The 18,732-nt window shown below is 72.4% G+C and carries 18 protein-coding genes; 3 read left to right on the top strand and 15 right to left on the bottom strand.

Annotated features, from left to right (window positions below; translation table 11 throughout):
* Positions 1–65 precede the first annotated feature (65 nt).
* From hisI to rpe, 5 genes are all read right to left on the bottom strand, one after another.
* The gene (gene hisI, locus H490_RS26625) at positions 66–434 is read right to left on the bottom strand and encodes a phosphoribosyl-AMP cyclohydrolase (RefSeq protein WP_017884545.1); all 369 of its coding nucleotides are present in this window, start codon (positions 432–434) and stop codon (positions 66–68) included.
* A gap of 90 nt (positions 435–524) precedes the next feature.
* On the bottom strand, positions 525–1,286 hold the full coding sequence (gene hisF / locus H490_RS26620) for an imidazole glycerol phosphate synthase subunit HisF (protein ID WP_017884544.1): 762 nt from the start codon (positions 1,284–1,286) through the stop codon (positions 525–527).
* 11 nt (positions 1,287–1,297) lie between these two features.
* Positions 1,298–2,140 carry an ATP phosphoribosyltransferase gene (gene hisG / locus H490_RS26615; RefSeq protein ID WP_017884543.1) on the bottom strand — a complete coding sequence of 281 codons (843 nt, stop codon included), beginning with the start codon at positions 2,138–2,140 and terminating at the stop codon, positions 1,298–1,300.
* A gap of 98 nt (positions 2,141–2,238) precedes the next feature.
* A complete protein-coding gene (locus H490_RS26605; protein WP_017884542.1) occupies positions 2,239–2,502 on the bottom strand; it encodes a phosphoribosyl-ATP diphosphatase in 264 nt (87 codons plus the stop codon).
* A 179-nt stretch (positions 2,503–2,681) separates the two neighbouring features.
* Entirely contained in the window at positions 2,682–3,344 is a 663-nt protein-coding gene (rpe, locus tag H490_RS26600; RefSeq protein ID WP_017884541.1) for a ribulose-phosphate 3-epimerase, read from the bottom strand.
* A 24-nt stretch (positions 3,345–3,368) separates the two neighbouring features.
* On the opposite strand from rpe, the gene H490_RS31765 reads away from it, so the two are divergent.
* On the top strand, positions 3,369–4,913 hold the full coding sequence (locus tag H490_RS31765; RefSeq protein WP_017884540.1) for a hypothetical protein: 1,545 nt from the start codon (positions 3,369–3,371) through the stop codon (positions 4,911–4,913).
* On the opposite strand, the gene H490_RS26590 is transcribed toward H490_RS31765, so the two are convergent.
* The 7 genes from H490_RS26590 to H490_RS26560 form a co-directional block, all read right to left on the bottom strand.
* Positions 4,868–6,391: an MFS transporter gene (locus H490_RS26590; RefSeq protein ID WP_017884539.1), complete on the bottom strand. Its 1,524-nt coding sequence runs from the start codon at positions 6,389–6,391 to the stop codon at positions 4,868–4,870. The genes H490_RS31765 and H490_RS26590 overlap by 46 nt on opposite strands.
* 70 nt (positions 6,392–6,461) lie before the next feature.
* Positions 6,462–8,003, bottom strand: coding sequence for a transcription antitermination factor NusB (locus tag H490_RS26585; RefSeq protein WP_017884538.1), 1,542 nt, complete (start codon positions 8,001–8,003; stop codon positions 6,462–6,464).
* Positions 8,000–8,926, bottom strand: a complete 927-nt coding sequence (locus H490_RS26580; RefSeq protein ID WP_017884537.1) for a methionyl-tRNA formyltransferase — start codon at positions 8,924–8,926, stop codon at positions 8,000–8,002. Before H490_RS26580 ends, H490_RS26585 begins: the two co-directional genes overlap by 4 nt.
* A gap of 161 nt (positions 8,927–9,087) precedes the next feature.
* A complete protein-coding gene (locus tag H490_RS26575) occupies positions 9,088–11,319 on the bottom strand; it encodes a hypothetical protein (protein WP_017884536.1) in 2,232 nt (743 codons plus the stop codon).
* A gap of 6 nt (positions 11,320–11,325) precedes the next feature.
* Positions 11,326–12,525: a methionine adenosyltransferase gene (gene metK / locus H490_RS26570; protein ID WP_017884535.1), complete on the bottom strand. Its 1,200-nt coding sequence runs from the start codon at positions 12,523–12,525 to the stop codon at positions 11,326–11,328.
* 139 nt (positions 12,526–12,664) lie between these two features.
* Positions 12,665–13,006: a DNA-directed RNA polymerase subunit omega gene (gene rpoZ, locus H490_RS26565; protein ID WP_017884534.1), complete on the bottom strand. Its 342-nt coding sequence runs from the start codon at positions 13,004–13,006 to the stop codon at positions 12,665–12,667.
* A 96-nt stretch (positions 13,007–13,102) separates the two neighbouring features.
* On the bottom strand, positions 13,103–13,750 hold the full coding sequence (locus tag H490_RS26560) for a hypothetical protein (protein WP_017884533.1): 648 nt from the start codon (positions 13,748–13,750) through the stop codon (positions 13,103–13,105).
* Between the two features lie 106 nt (positions 13,751–13,856).
* Between H490_RS26560 and H490_RS26555 the strand changes: the two genes are divergently transcribed.
* Positions 13,857–14,726: an acyl-CoA thioesterase gene (locus H490_RS26555; protein WP_017884532.1), complete on the top strand. Its 870-nt coding sequence runs from the start codon at positions 13,857–13,859 to the stop codon at positions 14,724–14,726.
* 151 nt (positions 14,727–14,877) lie between these two features.
* Here the strand turns inward: H490_RS26555 and H490_RS26550 are convergent, their stop codons facing one another.
* The 3 genes from H490_RS26550 to H490_RS26540 all read right to left on the bottom strand — a co-directional run bounded on the left by H490_RS26550 (position 14,878) and on the right by H490_RS26540 (position 17,778).
* Positions 14,878–15,345, bottom strand: a complete 468-nt coding sequence (locus tag H490_RS26550; protein ID WP_017884531.1) for an acyl-CoA thioesterase — start codon at positions 15,343–15,345, stop codon at positions 14,878–14,880.
* 86 nt (positions 15,346–15,431) lie between these two features.
* Positions 15,432–17,114, bottom strand: a complete 1,683-nt coding sequence (ettA, locus tag H490_RS26545; RefSeq protein WP_017884530.1) for an energy-dependent translational throttle protein EttA — start codon at positions 17,112–17,114, stop codon at positions 15,432–15,434.
* Positions 17,115–17,289: 175 nt separating this feature from the next.
* Positions 17,290–17,778: a DUF6993 domain-containing protein gene (locus tag H490_RS26540; protein ID WP_017884529.1), complete on the bottom strand. Its 489-nt coding sequence runs from the start codon at positions 17,776–17,778 to the stop codon at positions 17,290–17,292.
* A 307-nt stretch (positions 17,779–18,085) separates the two neighbouring features.
* Between H490_RS26540 and ssb the strand changes: the two genes are divergently transcribed.
* Positions 18,086–18,637, top strand: a complete 552-nt coding sequence (gene ssb / locus H490_RS26535; protein ID WP_017884528.1) for a single-stranded DNA-binding protein — start codon at positions 18,086–18,088, stop codon at positions 18,635–18,637.
* Positions 18,638–18,732: the final 95 nt, after the last annotated feature.

Raw genomic sequence — 18,732 nt, 5'->3', positions numbered from 1 at the left:
ACTACCGCGGCCGGCGGCGCGCCCCGCGCGCGGCCCTCGACAGGTTCCGGGCTCCCCGGCGCCGGTCACTCCCCGGCCCGGTCGGGGTCGCCGACGAGGGCGGGGATGTCGCGGCCGGTGAAGCAGCTGCGGGTGCCGGTGTGGCAGGCCGCGCCCAGCTGCACGACGCGCACCAGCAGCGTGTCGCCGTCGCAGTCCATCGCGACCGAGCGCACGTACTGCCGGTGGCCCGAGGTGTCGCCCTTGCGCCAGTACTCGCGGCGCGACCGCGACCAGAACGTCACGCGGCCGCTCGTGAGGGTGCGGCGGATCGCCTCGCGATCCATCCAGGCGAGCATGAGCACCTCGCCGCTCTCGTCGTCCTGGATGATGGCGGGCAACAGGCCATCGTCGTTGAAGACGAGGTCGCTCGGCACGGGATCGGGGTGGGTCATGGTGTCAGCAGCTTTCGCTCGGGGATTCGGCGCGGGCGGGTCGTTCGGGAGGTCGCCGGTGGGGCGGGCGGGGTGCGCCCCGATCCGGGTCTACCGTACCGTCACCCCCGCTTCGGCGAGGGCGCGCTTCACCTCGCCGATCGTGAACGTGCCGTCGTGGAAGACCGACGCCGCGAGCACGGCGTCGGCGCCCGCCTCGACGGCGGGGGCGAAGTGCTCGAGCCTGCCGGCGCCGCCCGAGGCGATGACGGGCACGTCGGAGAGCTCTCGCACCCGGCGGGTGAGCTCGAGATCGAAGCCGGCGAGCGTGCCGTCGGCGTCCATCGAGTTGACGAGCAGCTCGCCCGCGCCGCGGTCGAGCGCCTCGCGGCACCACTCCAGCGCGTCGAGATCGGTTTCCCGTTTACCGCCGTGGGTCGTCACCACGAAGCCGCTCGGGGTGCGCGGCGAGCGCTTCACGTCGAGCGAGAGCACGAGGACCTGGGAGCCGAAGCGATCCGCGATCTCGCCGATCACCGCGGGCCTCGCGATGGCGCCGCTGTTGATGCCGACCTTGTCGGCGCCCACGCCCAGCAGGCGGGCCACGTCGTCGACGCCGCGAACGCCGCCGCCCACCGTGAGCGGGATGAACACCTGCTCGGCGGTGCGCTGCACGACCTCGTAGGTGGTGGATCGGTCGTCGACCGTGGCGGTCACGTCGAGGAAGGTGAGTTCGTCGGCGCCCTGCTCGGCGTAGCGCGCCGCGAGCTCGACCGGGTCGCCGGCGTCGCGCAGGTTGAGGAAGTTCACGCCCTTGACGACGCGGCCCGCGGCCACGTCGAGGCACGGGATCACGCGCGTTGCGATGCTCATCGGGCGCTCCTCTACAGGCGGGCGGCGTGGATCGCGGTCACGAGGATCGCCCGCGCGCCGAGGTCGTAGAGCCGGTCCATGACCTGGTTCGCCTCGTCGGCGCGCACCATCACGCGCACCGCGACCCAGCGCTCGTCCTTCAGCGGCGACACGGTGGGCGACTCGATGCCGCCCGCCACCTGGGTGGCCGCGTCCAGCTGATCGACGGGCAGGTCGTAGTCCATGATCACGTACTTGCGGGCGACGAGCACGCCCCGCAGACGGCGCAGCAGGCGCTCGACGTCGGCGTGCTCGGTGGGGCCGCCGATGAGCACGGCGGTCGACTGCAGGATCACCGGCCCGAAGATCTCGAGACCGGCGGCGCGCAGCGTGGCGCCCGTCGAGACGACGTCGGCGACGGCGTCGGCCACGCCCAGCTGCACCGCCGACTCCACGGCCCCGTCGAGCTTCACGAGCTCGGAGACGATGCCGCGCGCGCGCAGGAAGTCGTCGACCAGCTTCGGGTAGCTCGTCGCGACGCGCTTGCCCGCGAGGTGCTCGAGCTCGCTGATGCCGCCGCCCGCGGGAGCCGCGAAGCGGAACGTCGAGTCGGCGAAGTCGAGCGCCTCGACCTCGGAGGCCCCGGATCCCGAGTCGAGCAGCAGGTCCCGCCCGGTGATGCCGACGTGGAGTGCGCCCGAGCCCACGTAGGTGGCGATGTCCCGGGGCCGCAGATAGAAGAACTCGACGCCGTTGCGGCTGTCGGTGTGCACGAGCTTGCGGCTGTCCCGGCGGCCGGAATAGCCCGCCTCGGCGAGCATCTCGGCGGCGACCTCGGAGAGCGATCCCTTGTTGGGGACGGCGATGCGCAGCATGGGCTTCCTTCGTGTGTGGTGCGATCGGTGCGGGTGGGTGGTGATCCGGGGTCGGGGCGGGCCGAGCGGTGATCCGCCGACCGCGCCGCCGGCGCCGATCAGAGGTGTTTGTAGACGTCCTCGAGCTTCAGCCCCTTGGCGAGCATCAGCACCTGCAGATGGTAGAGCAGCTGGCTGATCTCCTCGGCGCAGGCGTCGTCGCTCTCGTACTCGGCCGACATCCAGACCTCGGCGGCCTCCTCGACCACCTTCTTGCCGATGGCGTGCACGCCGGCGTCGAGCTGCTGGACGGTGCCGCTTCCCTCCGGCCGGGTGGCGGCCTTCTCGGTCAACTCGGCGAACAGGTCATCGAACGATTTCACGTGACTACACTACCCTGCGCTCGGCGGGCGCCGTCGCCGCGGGCTCGCGTGGTCCCCTCATGCCCTGCGGGCCGCTGCGGCACGCCGCCGCCCCACTCGCAGGCTCGCCGGGCTCCGCTCAGTGCTGATGGGTCGCCGCGGCACGCCGCCGCCCCACTCGCAGGCTCGCCGGGCTCCGCTCAGTGCTGATGGGTCGCCGCGGCACGCCGCAGCTCCGCGATCCGCTCCTCCGGAACGCCGCCGTAGACCGCCGACCCCGCCACGAAGGTGTCCGCACCGGCCTCCGCCGCGATCCCGATCGTGTCCTTCGAGATGCCCCCGTCGACCTGCAGCCACACGTCGAGACCCGACCGCCGCCTCGCCTCGGCGAAGCGGCGCAGCTTGGGCATCATGTCCGGCATGAACGACTGCCCGCCGAACCCCGGCTCGACGGTCATCACGAGCACCTGGTCGAACTCGGGCAGCAGCTCGAGGTAGGGCTCGGGATCGGTGCCGGGTTTGAGCGCGATGCCCGCCCGGGCGCCGATGTCGCGGATGCGGCGGGCGAGCCGCGCCGGATCTCCGGTGGCCTCGGCGTGGAACGTGACCGAGTAGGCGCCCATCTCGGCGTATCCCGGCGCCCAGCGGTCGGCGTCGGTGATCATGAGGTGCATGTCGAGCGGGATCGGCGAGACCGCCTGGATGCGCTCGACGACGGGCGGTCCCATGGTGAGGTTCGGCACGAAATGATTGTCCATGACGTCGACGTGCACGAGGTCGGCGGTGGCGATGGCCTCGAGTTCGGCCTGCAGGTTGACGAAGTCGGCGGAGAGGATGCTCGGATTGATGCGCTGCGCGGTCACGGGTAACAGCTTAGGGTGGAAGACATGAGCGATGCGAACGGGGGCGCGGGCGACCCCGAGGCGACGGGCACGGAGCCCGGCGAGTCGGCGGAGGCGCCCTCGCCCGAGGAGCCGCAGCTGTACTCCGATGCGCCCATCGGCCTCGCGCCGCCTCCCGGGCTCCCGCCGTCCCCCGGTATCCGCGCGCCCGAGATCACGCTGCCGCCGGGCTACTCCCTCGAGGGATCCCCGGGCGTCACGCCGCCCCCGGCGCCTGACACCGGCTTCGACTCTCCCGCCCCCAACGGCTTCGCGTCCGCGTTCGAGACGCCCTCGGTGCAGGCGCAGGCGACGCAGCACGAGCAGATCGAGGCGCAGACCCAGCAGCACGAGCAGGCGCAGCAGCAGGCGAGCGCCCAGGCCGACGCCCAGCAGCAGGTGCAGGCCCAGCAGCAGGCGCACGCCCAGCAGGCGCAGCAGCAGTTCCATCAGCAGTGGGCCTCCGCGCCTGCGAACGCCGCGACAGCGTCGGCATCGCCGACGTCTCCGGGGTCGCCCGCACGCAGGACCGGCCTCTCGCGCGGAGCGATCATCGGCATCGTCGCGGGTTCCGCGGCGGTGCTCGTCGTGCTGATCGTGCTGCTCTCGGCGGTCGCGTCGATCGCCGGAAACCGCCCGGGGGCAGAACCCGCGGCCGCCGGAGACGGGAGCGCCGACACCCCTGAGGCGGCGGTCGAGAGCTTTCTGACCGCGCTCGCGGACGGCGACGCCGAGACGGCGGCGCGCCTCGCCGCAGCCGAGTCGAACGAACCCCTCCTCACGGACGAGGTGCTCGCCCGCTCGCTGGAGCTCGCGCCGATCACCGGCATCGCCGTCGAATCGGGCGAGCACGACGACTCGATGCGCGCGGTGGTGAACGCGACCTTCAGGATCGGCGACCGCACGGTGCACCGCGACTTCACCGCGTGGCAGGCCTCGGGCGACTGGGAGCTCTCCGACGCGCTCGTGGCGCTGCCGCTCCCGGGGCTCGACGGGCTCGAGCCGACGGTGAACGGTGCGCCTGCGGGGATCGACCGACCACTCGTCTTCCCGGGCGCCTACGAGATCGGGCTCGGGGGCCACGCCTTCGAACTCGCCGTCGACGACGCGCCGCTCGACGTGCTCTCGGTCGCCACGTCGGAGGACACGACTCCGCTGTACTCGGCCGAGCCGCGGCTCACCGAGGCTCGCGCCGACGAGTTCCGCGCCCTGGTGCGGGCGTCTCTCGAGGAGTGCCTCGCGATGCCGCAGCTGAGCACCCCCTGCGGTCTCGACGTGTCGGAGACGCTCGACGACGGGGCAGTCCCTGTCGAGGGCAGCGCGCAGCGGGCGCTCACCGCCGAGGGCGACCGGGCCCTCGACGCGCTCACTCCCGAGCCCGACTACGGCGATCTGCGCAGGGTGACGACGTACGACTACGTCTCGGTCTCCACTCACATCGAGGCCGACCGCGGCGGGGAGCTGATCAGCGGCACCCTGTACTCGAGCGGCGACCTGCTGCAGCCCTACGTCGACTTCTCAGGTGACGACCCCCGCGTCACCTGGGAGTGATCGCGCCCGTGCTGCTTCCCGTCTGACGCGCCCGGAGCGGCGCTCGGTGCAGCCGGATCGGGCGCCTGCGGATCTGCAGCTTCCCCGGTCTCTGCGGATTCGAGGTGCGGAGGCGCCTCCGGAGACTCGACGTAGCTGCGCGACAGCAACCGGTAGGAGCGCGTGAGCGACGCGCCCACGGCGAGCAGGATCGAGACCAGACCCGCGAAGAGGAAGATGAGTGCGATGCCGCGCGCATCTCCGTCTCCGAGCAGCCACCCCCAGGTCGCCCGCCCGTCGGAGGTCTCCATGTAGGGCACGATCCAGAACTCGGCGATGGGCGCGATGAGGAACGACGTGATAGGGGCGGTGGCGGCCTCGAAGGTCATGGCGAAACCGAAGACGCGGCCCTGCTTCTCGAAGGGCACGACCCGCTGGATCACCGTCTGCTCGGCCGCCTCGATCGCGGGCATCACCGCCATGAACAGCCAGATGCCCGCGACGAACAGCCAGCCCCACTCCCGCAGCGTGAAGAGGCCGCCGAGCACCCCGGTGCAGGCCACGAGGACGAGCATGGTGCGGATCGGGTTCTTGCCGAGGCCCCACTTCGCGACGACCGCGCCTCCGACCACGAAGCCCGCCGACGCCACTCCGAACCAGATGCCCCACATCTCGACGGGGAACAGCGTCAACCCGTAGGGGTCGAGCAGCGCCATGAACACGCCGCCGGTGAGGTTGTTGAAGGTGGTGAAGATGATGAGGGCGAGCAGCCCGGGCACGGCCAGCACCGCCAGGAAGCCGCCCCGGAAGTCGATGGCCTTGCGTTCGGGGTCGTGCACGATCTCGGGCTCGGAGACGCGGATCAGGTGCAGGTGCACCAGCGGCACGGCGGTGCACACCGCCGAGATGAGCATCGTGGGCCCCATGCCGAGCAGCCCCACCGAGAGGCCGCTGAACACGCTCGTCGCGATGAACGCGAGCCCCTGCACCGTGCCGACGAGCCCGTTCGCGTTCGCGTGGCGCTCGGTCGGCACCAGCAGCGTCACCGTGGTGGAGAGCGCCAGGTTGCGCAGCAGCTCGACGACGCAGCCGACGAGCACGACGACCGCGAACACCCAGAACCAGGGTGCGGCGAGATCGAGCAGGACCCGCTCGCCCAGCGCGAAGAACATGGTGCAGGCGATGAGGAACGCGACGAGGGAGATCCAGGCCGAGAGACGCATGACGCGCAGTTTGCGGAAGCGATCCACGAGACTGCCGAAGTACATCGAGCTGAGCGCGATGATGAGCATGTACGCGCCGCCCAGAACGCCGGTGGCGAGGATGCTGCGGGTCTCGATGAACACCCAGAACACGAGCGCGAACCACAGGAAGTTGGTGGTGAGGTTCGCGACCGCCGTGTTCACCAGCAGGTGCAGGAACACCCGCATGCCCGACCCGGGCGCGACGGGCTGCCCGGGGACGCCGGTCGGTGCGGGCGGGTGCTGCGCGATGCTCATGGAGTCAGGGTACGGGCAACCAGCGCCATTCTGCGAGCCCCCCGGACGCCCGATTCGGAGGGCCCCGGGGTCAGGCGGGACGCTCGATGAGCGACACGAACATCGCGTCGGTGCCATCGCGGTGGGGCCAGAGCTGCGCGCTGAGCCGGTCGCCCGCCAGATCGAGGGGAATGCGGGCGACACGCTGCAGCACCGCGCGGGCGTCGAGCTCGCGCAGATCGGGGTGACGCCGCAGCAGCCGGTCGACGGCGACCCGCGTCTCGGCGAGGTGCGGCGAGCAGGTCACGTACGCCAGCAACCCGCCCGGGGCGAGGTGCGCCACGGCCGCGTCGAGCAACTCGCCCTGCAGCGTCGTGAGCTCGGGCAGGTCGGAGGGCCGCTTGCGCCACCGCGCCTCGGGCCGCCGGCGCAGCGCCCCGAGGCCCGAGCACGGAGCATCGACCAGGATGCGGTCGAAGCGGGCCTGCGCTCCGCCGTACGCCTCGTCGTCGCGCCCGTCGTGGCTCACCACCTCGACCTCATCGGCGTGGGCCTCGACCGAGCGGCGCACGAGCTCGGCCCGGTGCTCCGACACCTCGTTGGCTCGCAGTTCGGAGCCTGCGAGCGCCGCCTCGGCCGCGAGCACCGCGGTCTTGCCTCCGGGGCCGGCGCAGAGATCGAGCCAGCGCTCCCCCGCCCTCGGCTCGCGGGCCCGGCTGAGGGCGAGTGCGGCGAGCTGCGAGCCCTGATCCTGCACCCGTGCGACGCCGCGCGGAAGATCGAGCGCCGCGATTGCACGAGCGGGATCGCCGCCGGCGAGCTCCAGGCCCAGCGGCGACGGGCCGGTGGCGGTCAGCACGGCCTCTGCGCGCTCCACATCGCTGCTGAGAGCCTCGGCGGCCTCGGCATCGATGTCGGCACCCGGCAGCAGCGCGAGACTCACCCGCGGCGAGGCGTTGTCGGCGGCGAGCAGTTCGCCGAGCTCGGCCTCCCGGCCCTCGGCCCGCAACGCGTCGCGCAGTGTCCGCAGCACCCAGCCGGGATGCGAGGCCTGCGCGGCGAGCCTCTCGTCGGCGCCGTCCGCCGAGGCCGCGATCCGATCGTCCCAGTCCTCGTTCGAGGCGCGTCCGATCGCCCGGAGCACGCCGTTCACGAAACCCGCGGCCGCCGGGTTGCCGACGCGGCGCTGCAGCTCGACGCTCTCGTTGACGGCCGCGTGATCCGCGGTGCGCATCGCGAGCAGCTGGTGCGCACCGAGCCGCAGCACGTTGAGGGTGCGCGAGTCGATGCGCGACGCCTCGCGGTCGGCCGCCAGCTCGATGATGCGGTCGTAGCGGCCGCGCCAGCGCAGAGCGCCCGATACGAGTTCGGTGGCGAGGGCGGCATCGCGACCGTCGAGGCGCGCGTCGCGGATGCGGGCCGGCAGGGCGAGGTTGGCGTAGGCGTCGCGATCCTCGACGTCGCGCAGCACGTCGTAGGCGACGAGACGGGCGGGGCTGATGCGCGCGGAGGACGACCCTCGGGTGTCGACCGGACTGCGATCCCGCCGCTGCCGGTCGTTGCGCTGGGACTGCCCCCGCGCGCCTGACCGGGATCCGCGCGGCCCGCGCCCCTGCGATGCGTGGCGGCTCACGACAGCTCCGCCTTCCCGCCGCGACCGCGCAGCCAGGCCGCGCCGTCCATCGCCGGTTTGCCCGCCGGCTGCACGCGATCGAGCACGAGCGCGCCGTCGGAGAGCCGCAGGGTCGCGCGGCCGTCGATGAGGTCGACGGCGCCGACGGCGCCGGGCTCTCCCGCCGCGTGGCGATCCGCGGCCCACTCGACGGCGTGCAGTTTCAGCGGCTGGCCCTCGTGCGTCACGAACGCGCCCGGCTCGGGTGTGACGCCCGCCCAGTGCGCGAGCACGCGGCCCGTCGGGGCCGCGAGGTCGAGGCGGCCGTCGTCGCGGGAGAGCTTGTGGGCATAGCTCGCCTCTCCCGCCTGGGGCTCCCCCGCGGACGGATTCGCGGCGAGCGCGTCGACCGCGGCGAGCAGCGCGCGAGTGCCGAAGTCGGCGAGTTCCGTCAGCGCCGCACCCGCCGAGGTGCCCGGCGCGAACTGGCGCGAATCCCGGCTGAGCACCTCGCCCGCGTCGAGCGCCTCCACCAGGCGGAACACCGTGACGCCGAGCCGCTGCTCCCCCGCCTGCAGCGCGCGCTGCACGGGAGCGGCGCCGCGCCAGCGCGGCAGCTCCGAGAAGTGCAGGTTGATCCAGCCGTGCGCCGGGAGGCTGAGCAGCGGCTCCCGCACCAGCCCGCCGTAGGCGACGATCACCCCCAGCTCGGCGCCCCGCCCGCGCACCCACTCGGTCGCCGCGTCGTCGAGCCGGTTGGCCTTCAGCAGCGGAAGGCCGAGCTGCTGCGCCGCCGCCGCGACGGGCGAGGCCGTGAGCACGCGCTTGCGGCCGAGCGGCGCATCCTCGCGCGTGACGACGCCGACCACCTCGTGGCCCGCGTCGACGATGGCGCGCAGGCTGGGCACGGCGAACTCGGGGGTTCCGGCAAAGACGATCCGCATCCCGCTATTCTCTCACCCGCCGCGCAGCCCGCGACGCCCTCCCCGCCGTCAGTACGCCCGAGCCGCGGCACCACCCCGGTCGAACCCGCCCAGGCGCGCCACCCGGCGCGCGACGCCGGCGCGACCACCCTCGCGCAGCCGTGCCATGCTCGCAGCCTGTGCTATCCGTCGAAGACGCCGCGGTCGTCGAAGCGCAGCCGCAGCGCCTCGGGCCGCGCACGCCCCGGCGCGCGGCCTCGGGTGCGCGAGGAGGAGCCCGCGGCGTCGGCCACGAGGGCCCCGCGCAGTCGACTCGCGACCTCGGCGCCCTGCCCGTAGTCGAAACGCACGATCGCGCGCACCAGCCCGGGCGGGGTCTTCGCCGCGCCGCCCGGCGGAATCGGCGTGGGACCCAGGTGGTCGACGCCGGGCAGCCCGGCGAGCTGCTGCAGCGCCCGCTCGACCTCTTCGGGGCCGCCGCTGACGCTGGCCACCCGCACCGCAGGCGGATAGCGCAGAGCGTGGCGGTCGCGAAGCTCCCCCCGCAGCCACTCCTCGGTGCGGCCCGTGACGAAGGCCCGCACGACGGGGCCGCCCCCCGAGGCCATGAGGCAGATACCGTCGGGCGCGGTGAGTGCGGCTGCGTTCTCCCACCAGCGCAGGCAGTCCTCACCGGCGCGCAGCGTCTCGAGGCTCAGCAGCCGCTCGGCGTCGAGCAGCACGACCGCCCGGTACCCGCCGGCCGCGAGCGGTTCGGCGCCGCGCGTCGCCACGACGAGCGCGGGCCGCGCGTCGACGCTCTCCCGCGCGTGCTCGCCGTCGCTCAGGATCACGCGTGCGCCCTCGAACTGCCGCTCGAACTGCTCGACCGTGCGCGCCGACCCCATGCCGCGCTCTTCGAGGCGTCGGCCGTCGCAGGTGGGGCACCGCCAGCCCTCGGCGTGCTCGCCGCACCAGCGGCACGACGCCCGCCCCACGACCCGGAAGCCGACCGGACCGCCGCACGCGTTGCAGCGCGCGAGATCGCCGCACTCGCCGCACACGGCGACCGGGGCGTAGCCGGGCGTGGCGACCTGCACGAGCACCGGGCCGCTGCGCAGCCCCTCGCGGATGGTGCGCGCGGCGAACTCGGGCACCCGTCCCGCGAAGGCGTCGGGGGTCATCGAGGCGTCGGCGTGCACGATGCGGGCGCGGCGCGGCGGGTTCTGCTGGGCGCGCACGTACCCGATATCGACCAGCCGCTGCACTTCGGAGCTGCGGGCGTGTGCGGCGAAGAAGAGCCCGGCGCCCGACTGCCCGGCGCGCACCAGGGCGGCGTCGCGGGCGTGCACGTACGGTGTGAGGGGCTCGGCGAGCACGGGATCGCCGTCGTCCCACATGATGATCGCGCCGAGCCGGTGCGCGGGCGCGTAGACGGCGGAGCGATTGCCGAGCACGATGCGGGGCTCGGGGTCGAGCGCTCGCAGGAATGCGGCGTATCGTTCGGCGTTCGACTGCCGCGAGTCGACGCGCACTACGTCGGGGTGTCCGAGGGCGTCGAGCGCATCGCGCAGCTGGTCGAGGTCTCGGTAGTCGGGAGCGACGAGGATCGCGCTGCGCCCGAGCGCGTGCACCGCGATCGCGAGCCTCGCGAGCTGGGCGGCCCAGCCGCCCACCCACTCCCCGGTGTGCAGGCGTTCGGGGCCGTGCGAGGAGGTGAGCGCGAGACGCGCACCCGCGACGAGCGTCTCGGCGATCCGGCGCTCGGGGGACGCCTGGGGCTCGCCACCCATCGCGGGCACGGCCTCGGTGCCGGCGGCCCCCGCGGGGTCGTCCGCCATGGAGGCGGCGTCGGGGATCGCAGCGACGGCTGTCTCGGGGCTCGGAGCGGCGTCGGCGTCGCTGGCGACGGGGGGCGCCGGGGGCTCATCCGGAGCGGTGTTCTCGATGTCGGACCCGGCGTCCCGTCCGTGCTCGGCCGACGCCGCAGCCGCGGCGGCGAGGTGCTTCTTCTCGACGCGCACCTGGCGGGTGGGGATCGCGAGCCGCAGGATGTCGCCCGCCGACCCGCCCGCCCGGTCGGCGACGGCGCGCGCGAGGCGCCACACCTCGGGGGTCAGCTGGGGCACCGGGGTGACGATGTCGGCGATCGCCGAGAGCTCTCCCCCGAAGTCGCTGCGCTCGGCGAACTCGATCAGGTAGCCGAAGCTGCGGCGGTCCTTCGATCTGAACGGCACGCGCACCCGCTGCCCGACGCGCAGCTGCTCGGCGAGTTCGGGGGGCACGGCGTAGTCGAAGAGGTGATCGAGCTGCGGCAGGGCCGAGTCGAGCAGCACCCGCGCGACCGGGCGACCGTTCGCCGCCTCGGCGCGCTGGAACGCGGCGCCGCGCACCTCCGGCGCCGCGGCCGCTTCGCCTCCGCCGACCGTGGCCACGGCGCCCTACAGCCCGGCGGCGGCCCGCAGTTCGGCGACCCGCGGCGTGGCCTCCCACGTGAACTCGGGCAGCTCGCGCCCGAAGTGACCGTAGGCGCTGGTTCTCGCGTAGACGGGCCGCAGCAGTTCGAGGTCGCGGATGATCGCGAGCGGACGCAGGTCGAACACCTCGCGCACGGCCGCTTCGATGCGCTCGCGCGGCACGGTCTCGGTGCCGAACGTCTCGACGTACAGGCCGACCGGGTGGGCACGGCCGATCGCGTAGGCCACCTGCAGCTCGGCGCGCTTCGCGAGACCGGCGCGCACCACGTGCTTGGCGACCCAGCGCATCGCGTAGGCGGCGGAACGGTCGACCTTCGACGGGTCTTTTCCGCTGAACGCACCGCCGCCGTGGCGGCTCGCCCCGCCGTAGGTGTCGATGATGATCTTGCGGCCCGTGAGACCCGCGTCGCCCATGGGCCCGCCGATCACGAAGGGGCCCGCCGGGTTGATGAACAGCTCGGCGCCGCCGCTCGCGAGGTCGACGCGCTCGAGCACCGGACGGATCACCTCGCGCTCGACGGCGTCGCGCAGGGCCGGCTGCGAGATGCCCGCGTGATGCTGTGTGGAGACGACCACGGCCTCGATGCTGGCGGCGCGGTCGCCGTCGTACCCGATGGTGACCTGGGTCTTGCCGTCGGGGCGCAGCTCGGGCAGCACCCCGCTCTTGCGCACCTCGGTGAGGCGCTCGGCCAGGCGGTGGGCGATCCAGCTCGGCAGGGGGTGCAGCTCGGGCGTCTCGTCGGTGGCGAAGCCGAACATGATGCCCTGGTCTCCGGCGCCCTGCCGGCTCAGGTCGTCGCTCTCGACGGCGACCTCGCCGCTGCGCACCTCGAGCGACGAGTCGACGCCGCCCGCGATGTCGGGCGACTGCTGGCCGATCGACACCGAGACGCCGCAGGACGCGGCGTCGAAGCCCATCTCGGAGCTCGTGTAGCCGATATCGCGCACGGCGTCTCGCACGATCTGCGGGATCTCGACGTATCCGCTGGTCGATACCTCGCCGGCGACGTGCACGAGGCCCGTGGTGACGAGCGTCTCGACGGCCACGCGCGCGCCCGGATCCTGTTCGAGCATCGCGTCGAGGATCGAATCGGAGATGCGGTCGCAGATCTTGTCGGGGTGACCCTCGGTGACGGACTCGGAGGTGAACTGGCGCAGGCTCACGATGGGCCTCCTTCTCGTGGGTGACTGAGGGCGGGGATCGCCGAACACGCCAGTGGCGTCGGATGCTCAGGCGGCTGCGCTGAGGCTATCCGACGCCACTGACATTGACACGGGCATGTCGCCCGGTTACGACGTGCGCTTACTCGGCTGCGGGGTCGATGGTCTCGAGCGCCTGCTCCACCGAGAGGGCGGCGTCGGCCGAGGCCTCGTCGAGTGTCTCAGCAGCGCTCTCCGCGCGCCGGTTCATGACGATCTTGCCCTCGACGATCTCGTGCAGCGCGATCGACAGCGGCTTGTCGTCGACCGACGAGTCGACGAGCGGGCCCACGTTGTCGAACAGGTTGCCGTCGTGCAGATCCGTGTAGTAGTCGTTGATCTGGCGGGCGCGCTGCGAGGCGAAGATCACCAGAGCATACTTCGAATCCACCTTCTCGAGCAGATCGTCGATGGGCGGATCGATGATGCCGTTGGGGTTGGCCATGTACACACTCCTCTAGTTGACCTCACTATCTTAGCCGAGGATCGTGGTTTCCGCTGGGAGCAGCGGCCGCTCCGAGCGGCTCGGGCCTCGACGGGCTCAGCCGAGCAGCGAGCGCACGAGCACGTGGCCGCGCGTCATGGTGAGCCGCGTCCAGGTGACGGATCGGGAGACCAGCACGCGATCCTCGTCGCGCAGGAAGCCCATGACCTCGGCCGCGAAGGCCGCCGCCGCGGGCAGGCCCGGAGATATCTCGGAGCCCCACACGGAAGCGCGCACGCGCTCCACCACGGCTTCGCCCGGATCCTGCGGCAGCGCCGCGCTCACCCGCGCGATCCCCTGCTCGGCGACCGACGCGAGCGACGCGGCGTCGACCGCTCCCGCAGCCGTCCACCCCGACACCGGGGGCAGCACCCCCGCCCACGCCGCCATCGCAGTGACGTCGGGCACGTCGAGAGCCAGTCCCATGATCCCGAGCCGTGCGATGCGGTCGAGCAGCGCGCGAGCCTGCACCGTCGCGTCGACCGCCTCCGCAGGCGCCTCGGCCAGGGCGAATGCCCGCATCACGAGCACCACCGGCACGGGATCGGTGATCCCGCGCGGCGCCTGCGTGCAGCCGTACACCGCGAGCGCGGGTCCCCGCGTCATGAGGCGAACCTCGGCCTCTCCCGCGCGGAGCAGGCGCTCCAGGAAGATGCGGAGGTCGTCTCGGGTCGCGTGATCGGCGAGGGGAAGCGTGGCAGCCATCCACCCCAGCCTAGAGGGTGCGATCGCCGGGCGGCGCTCGCGCGGCGCGGGTCCGCTGCCGCTAGGCTGGTTCCGACCAGCGACGGAGCCGCCGACAGGAGGAACCATGACCGCCTTCCCAGATCTGCTCGCCATGCTCTCGGTGCTCGACTCGGGCGCGCGCACCCGCGAGGACATCCTCACCGGGCCGGCCTTCCCCACGCCGCACGGGCGCTCCTTCGGCGGGCAGGTGCTCGGCCAGGCCATCGCCGCGGCGGGCACGACCGTGGCCGACGACCGTCTGCTCCACTCCATGCACGGCTACTTCCTGCGCCCGGGCGAGAGCGAGGAGCGCATGACCTTCGAGGTGGCGCGCCTGCACGACGGCCGTTCGTTCTCCACCCGCCGCGTGCAGGCCTACCAGGACGGCGAGGTGCTCATGTCGATGATCTCGTCCTTCCAAGAGGACGATCCCGGCCTCGAGCACCAGGAGCCGGTGAGCCTCGACGGTCTGCCCGAGCCCGAATCGTTGCCGAGCGTGTGGGAGAAGTACGGTCACCTGAGCGGCAGCGGCCGCGCCTCGTGGATCCTGGGCCGGCCGTTCGACTTCCGCTATCTCGAGTCCGACGTCGTGCTCGACGTCGCCGAGCGCGTCAGCCGCCAGCGCGTCTGGATGCGCAGCCGGGACACCTTCGAGGCGACCCACCTGCTGCAGTGCGCGGCTCTCGCCTTCGCGAGCGACTATCTGCTGCTCGAGCCCATCGCTCGCAGGCACGGGATCCCGTGGGCCACCCCCGGCATGCGCGCCGCGAGCCTCGACCACGCGATGTGGTTCCACCGGCCGTTCCGCGTCGACGACTGGCTGCTCTACGAACTCGACTCCCCCACCTCGCAGGGCGGTCGCGGGCTCGCCCACGGGCGGTTCTACGACCGCGAAGGGCGGCTCGTCGCGAGCGTGTCGCAGGAGAGCATGATCCGCCTGCCCGACGCGGGCTGAGGGGGCGTCCGAGGCCGCGCCCGCATCCCGCGGGTGCCGGATCCGCTGCGGGCCGGGAGGGAACCGCCACGGGCGCGGGATCCACTGCGCCGCCCCGGGGCGGATCGGACCCGCCGCGGGCCTGGCGGAACCACCCGGCGGGCCGCTCCGATCAGCCTCGGCGCAGCTGCAGCGGGTCGTCGGTCCACGGCTCGACCGCCGCGCGCCCCTCCTCAGACAGCCGCATGGGCCGCATCGTGGCGCCGTCGACGATCACGACCGTGGTGATGGCCCGGGCCACGACCCTGCGCTCCTCGGCCGAGCCGTCGAACACCTCGTAGTGGAGTTCGAGGCTCGATCCGCCGAGCTTGCCGACCCACAGCTCGATGCCGAGCGGGCGCGGCGCGTACTCGAGCACGCCGAGGAACTCGATCTGCTGGTTCGCGACCAGCATCTTCGGACCGTCGGGACGGTCCCCGCGGAAGTAGCCCTCCATGCCGGTCTGCTCACGAGCCGAGCCGGTGAAGAAGACGCGCACGCGCGCCTCCTCCAGGTATCGCGCGTAGGCGACGTTGTTGACGTGGCCGTAGGCGTCCTGGTCGCCCCAGCGCAGTTCGAGATCGACGTGCACGCGTGCCACGCGGTTCTCCTCTCCATACGTCGAGAGGCGGGTTTCGCACCCGATCCGGGGATCGGGCGCGAGAAACCCGCCTCTCGAGCCGAATGCTAGTCGCGGGTCAGCTTGCGATAGGTGACGCGCGACGGCTTCGCCGCGTCGGCGCCCAGGCGCTCGATCTTGTTGGCCTCGTAGGCCTCGAAGTTGCCCTCGAACCAGTACCAGTTCGCCGGGTTCTCCTCGGTGCCCTCGTAGGCGAGGATGTGCGTGGCGATGCGGTCGAGGAACCACCGGTCGTGCGTGATGACCACCGCGCAGCCGGGGAACTCGAGCAGCGCGTTCTCGAGGCTCGTCAGGGTCTCGACGTCGAGGTCGTTCGTCGGCTCGTCGAGCAGCAGCACGTTGCCGCCCTGCTTGAGCGTGAGCGCGAGGTTCAGTCGGTTGCGCTCACCGCCCGAGAGCACGCCCGCGGGCTTCTGCTGGTCGGGACCCTTGAAGCCGAAGGTCGAGACGTAGGCGCGCGACGGGATCTCGGTCTTGCCGACCTGGATGTAGTCGAGCCCGTCCGAGACGACCTCCCACACCGTCTTCTTGGGATCGATGCCGCCGCGGGTCTGGTCGACGTAGCTGAGTTCGACGGTCTCGCCGATCTTCAGCTCGCCGCCGTCGAGCGGCTCGATGCCGACGATCGTCTTGAAGAGGGTGGTCTTGCCGACGCCGTTCGGGCCGATGATGCCGACGATGCCGTTGCGCGGCAGCGAGAAGCTCAGGCCGTCGATGAGCGTGCGGCCCTCGAAACCCTTGTTGAGGTTCTTCGCCTCGAGCACCAGATTGCCGAGGCGCGGGCCGGCCGGGATCTGGATCTCCTCGAAGTCGAGCTTGCGCGTGCGCTCGGCCTCGGCGGCCATCTCCTCGTAGCGGGCGAGGCGCGCCTTCGACTTGGCCTGGCGGCCCTTCGCGTTCGACCGCACCCACTCGAGCTCCTCTTTGAGGCGCTTCTGGAGCTTCTGATCCTTCTTGCCCTGCACCTCGAGGCGTGCGGCCTTCTGCTCGAGATACGTCGAGTAGTTGCCCTCGTACGGGTAGAGGCGGCCGCGGTCGACCTCGCAGATCCAGGTGGCGACGTGGTCGAGGAAGTACCGATCGTGGGTGACGGCCATGACCGCGCCCGGGTACTTCGCGAGGTGCTGCTCGAGCCAGAGCACGCTCTCGGCGTCGAGGTGGTTGGTGGGCTCGTCGAGCAGCAGCAGATCGGGCTTCTCGAGCAGCAGCTTGCAGAGCGCCACGCGGCGCTTCTCGCCGCCAGAGAGGTTCTTGACGATCGCGTCGGAGGGCGGGCAGCGCAGCGCGTCCATCGCCTGCTCGAGCTGGTTGTCGAGGTCCCAGCCGTCGACCGCGTCGATGGCCTCCTGCAGCTCACCCATTTCGGGCAGCAGCTTGTCGTAGTCGGCGTCGGGGTCGGCCATCTCGGCCGAGATCTCGTTGAAGCGGTCGAGCTTGCCCTTGATCTCGGCGACGCCCTGCTGCACGTTCTCGAGCACGGTCTTGTCTTCGTCGAGCTCGGGCTCCTGCATGAGGATGCCGACGGAGTAGCCGGGGGTGAGGATGGCCTCGCCGTTCGAGGGGGTGTCGAGCCCCGCCATGATCTTGAGGATCGTGGACTTGCCGGCGCCGTTCGGGCCCACCACGCCGATCTTCGCGCCAGGCAGGAACGCCATGGTCACGTCGTCGAGGATCACCTTGTCGCCGTGCGCCTTGCGCGCGCGGACCATCTGGTAAATGTACTCAGCCATATGCTTTCTCGGGCGCGACGGCGCCCCGAACTCCTTGCGTCCTGAGGATGAAACGGATCGCCACTACTCTACCCGCAGCCCCTGACATGCGGGCGGCTCGCCGGGCTCCTGCTCGGGCGTTCGTCGGCGCAGCCGCTCGGAGAGGGCCCGAGGGCTTACCCGCGATCCGGGCGACTCACCAGTCGATCACGCGGGTGCTGCCGATCAGGCAGATGTCCTGCGCCGGCCCGAGGGCGGGCTTCGCCTCGGCGGCGAATCCGCGATCCTCGGCGACCACCTGCCCGATGAGGCAGTCGGCGCCGATGCGCACCGACACGAAGATGCTGTCGGCGGCGAGCCCCGTCTGCGACTCGTCGAAGCTCACCTGCATGGCGGTCTTGTCGAAGCCGGCCGCCGCGACGGCGTCGACGACGGGGGCGCCCTGGACCGGCTGCTCGCCTGCCGCGAACGCGCGCAGCACCTCGGTGAAGTACGGCAGGTTGTCGGCGGCGCTGCCCTCGGGGAAGAACTCGGGCGCCGTCTCGGGCACGGCGGGCTCCGTGCGCTCCGGCGTCTCGGGTGTCGGCCCCTCGAGCAGCGAGCATCCGGCGAGCAGGGCCGCGGTCAGGGCGAGCGCGCCGAACGCGGCGCCGGGGCGACGGAGGGAATGCAGAGGGGAACGCACCCGATCAGTCTATGCGGAGGGCGTCTGCGGAAGCGCGGGGCGACGGTTCGGCCGGGCGCGGCCGGACCCGCCTCGGCGCGTGGCACGGCCGGTTCACCGCACGGCTCGGAATCGCCCCGCACTCCGCTCACATCCTTCGGTACTCAGCGCCTCCGGCCGCCTTGTCCACAGATCGCGGCATCCACTGGTGAGACGCTCCGGCGGTGCCTCAGGCTGGGAGGTGAGGGGGCGGATCGGAACCCCGCACGGCCCGATCCGCCCGCTCGCCTCAACCCTCCGCACCCCGGAGCCAACGAACGGAGTCATCATGTCCACACCCGTCAGCGTCGTCGGCACCATCGCGACCGCGTCCCGTCTCATGAAGTCCGTCGCGAAGGTCGCCTTCTGCACCTTCCGCGTCGCGAGCAACGAGCGCCGCTACGACCGAGAGAAGAACCAGTGGGTCGACGGCGACACCAACTGGTTCACCGTCAATGCGTTCCGCACGCTCGCCGAGCACGCCGATCGCTCGTTCTCGAAGGGCGACCGGGTCATCATCAGCGGTCGTCTGCGCATCCGGCAGTGGAGCAACGACGGGAAGACCGGCACCGCGGTCGAGATCGAGGCCGATGCGCTGGGCCACGATCTGCGGTGGGGCGTGTCGCGCTTCGAGAAGCAGATCCGCTCCGGCGCCGAGCACCCCGCGGCCCCGGACGAGCCGGGGGCGGTCGTCGGAAGCGCCGACCTCGCGCGGAGCCCCGACGCCTCACGTGCGGGCGCCGCCGAGAGCACGAGCGGCGAGAACGGACCGGCGTCGACCGAGGCGGAGGCGCCGTCCGAACTGCTCGGAGAGGACGGCTTCCTGCCTGCCGCCGCGTGAGCATCGCGCAGCCCGGCGAGACAGGCGAAGACGAAGGCGCCCCGGCGAGCGGCACCCGCAACGTGGCGAGCGCCGCATGGAGCGGAGCGGGAGGG

Source organism: Leucobacter sp. UCD-THU (genome assembly GCF_000349545.1).
GTDB lineage: Bacteria > Actinomycetota > Actinomycetes > Actinomycetales > Microbacteriaceae > Leucobacter > Leucobacter muris.
This window is presented reverse-complemented; position numbering and strand designations above follow the sequence as displayed.

Coding starts and splice junctions, on each gene's coding strand:
- ssb (WP_017884528.1), top strand. CDS start 18,086: ATGTCCACACCCGTCAGCGTCGTCGGCACCATCGCGACCGCGTCCCGT.
- H490_RS31765 (WP_017884540.1), top strand. CDS start 3,369: ATGAGCGATGCGAACGGGGGCGCGGGCGACCCCGAGGCGACGGGCACG.
- H490_RS26560 (WP_017884533.1), bottom strand. CDS start 13,750: ATGGCTGCCACGCTTCCCCTCGCCGATCACGCGACCCGAGACGACCTC.
- ettA (WP_017884530.1), bottom strand. CDS start 17,114: ATGGCTGAGTACATTTACCAGATGGTCCGCGCGCGCAAGGCGCACGGC.
- H490_RS26590 (WP_017884539.1), bottom strand. CDS start 6,391: ATGAGCATCGCGCAGCACCCGCCCGCACCGACCGGCGTCCCCGGGCAG.
- hisF (WP_017884544.1), bottom strand. CDS start 1,286: ATGAGCATCGCAACGCGCGTGATCCCGTGCCTCGACGTGGCCGCGGGC.
- H490_RS26580 (WP_017884537.1), bottom strand. CDS start 8,926: ATGCGGATCGTCTTTGCCGGAACCCCCGAGTTCGCCGTGCCCAGCCTG.
- rpoZ (WP_017884534.1), bottom strand. CDS start 13,006: ATGGCCAACCCCAACGGCATCATCGATCCGCCCATCGACGATCTGCTC.
- H490_RS26555 (WP_017884532.1), top strand. CDS start 13,857: ATGACCGCCTTCCCAGATCTGCTCGCCATGCTCTCGGTGCTCGACTCG.
- hisI (WP_017884545.1), bottom strand. CDS start 434: ATGACCCACCCCGATCCCGTGCCGAGCGACCTCGTCTTCAACGACGAT.
- hisG (WP_017884543.1), bottom strand. CDS start 2,140: ATGCTGCGCATCGCCGTCCCCAACAAGGGATCGCTCTCCGAGGTCGCC.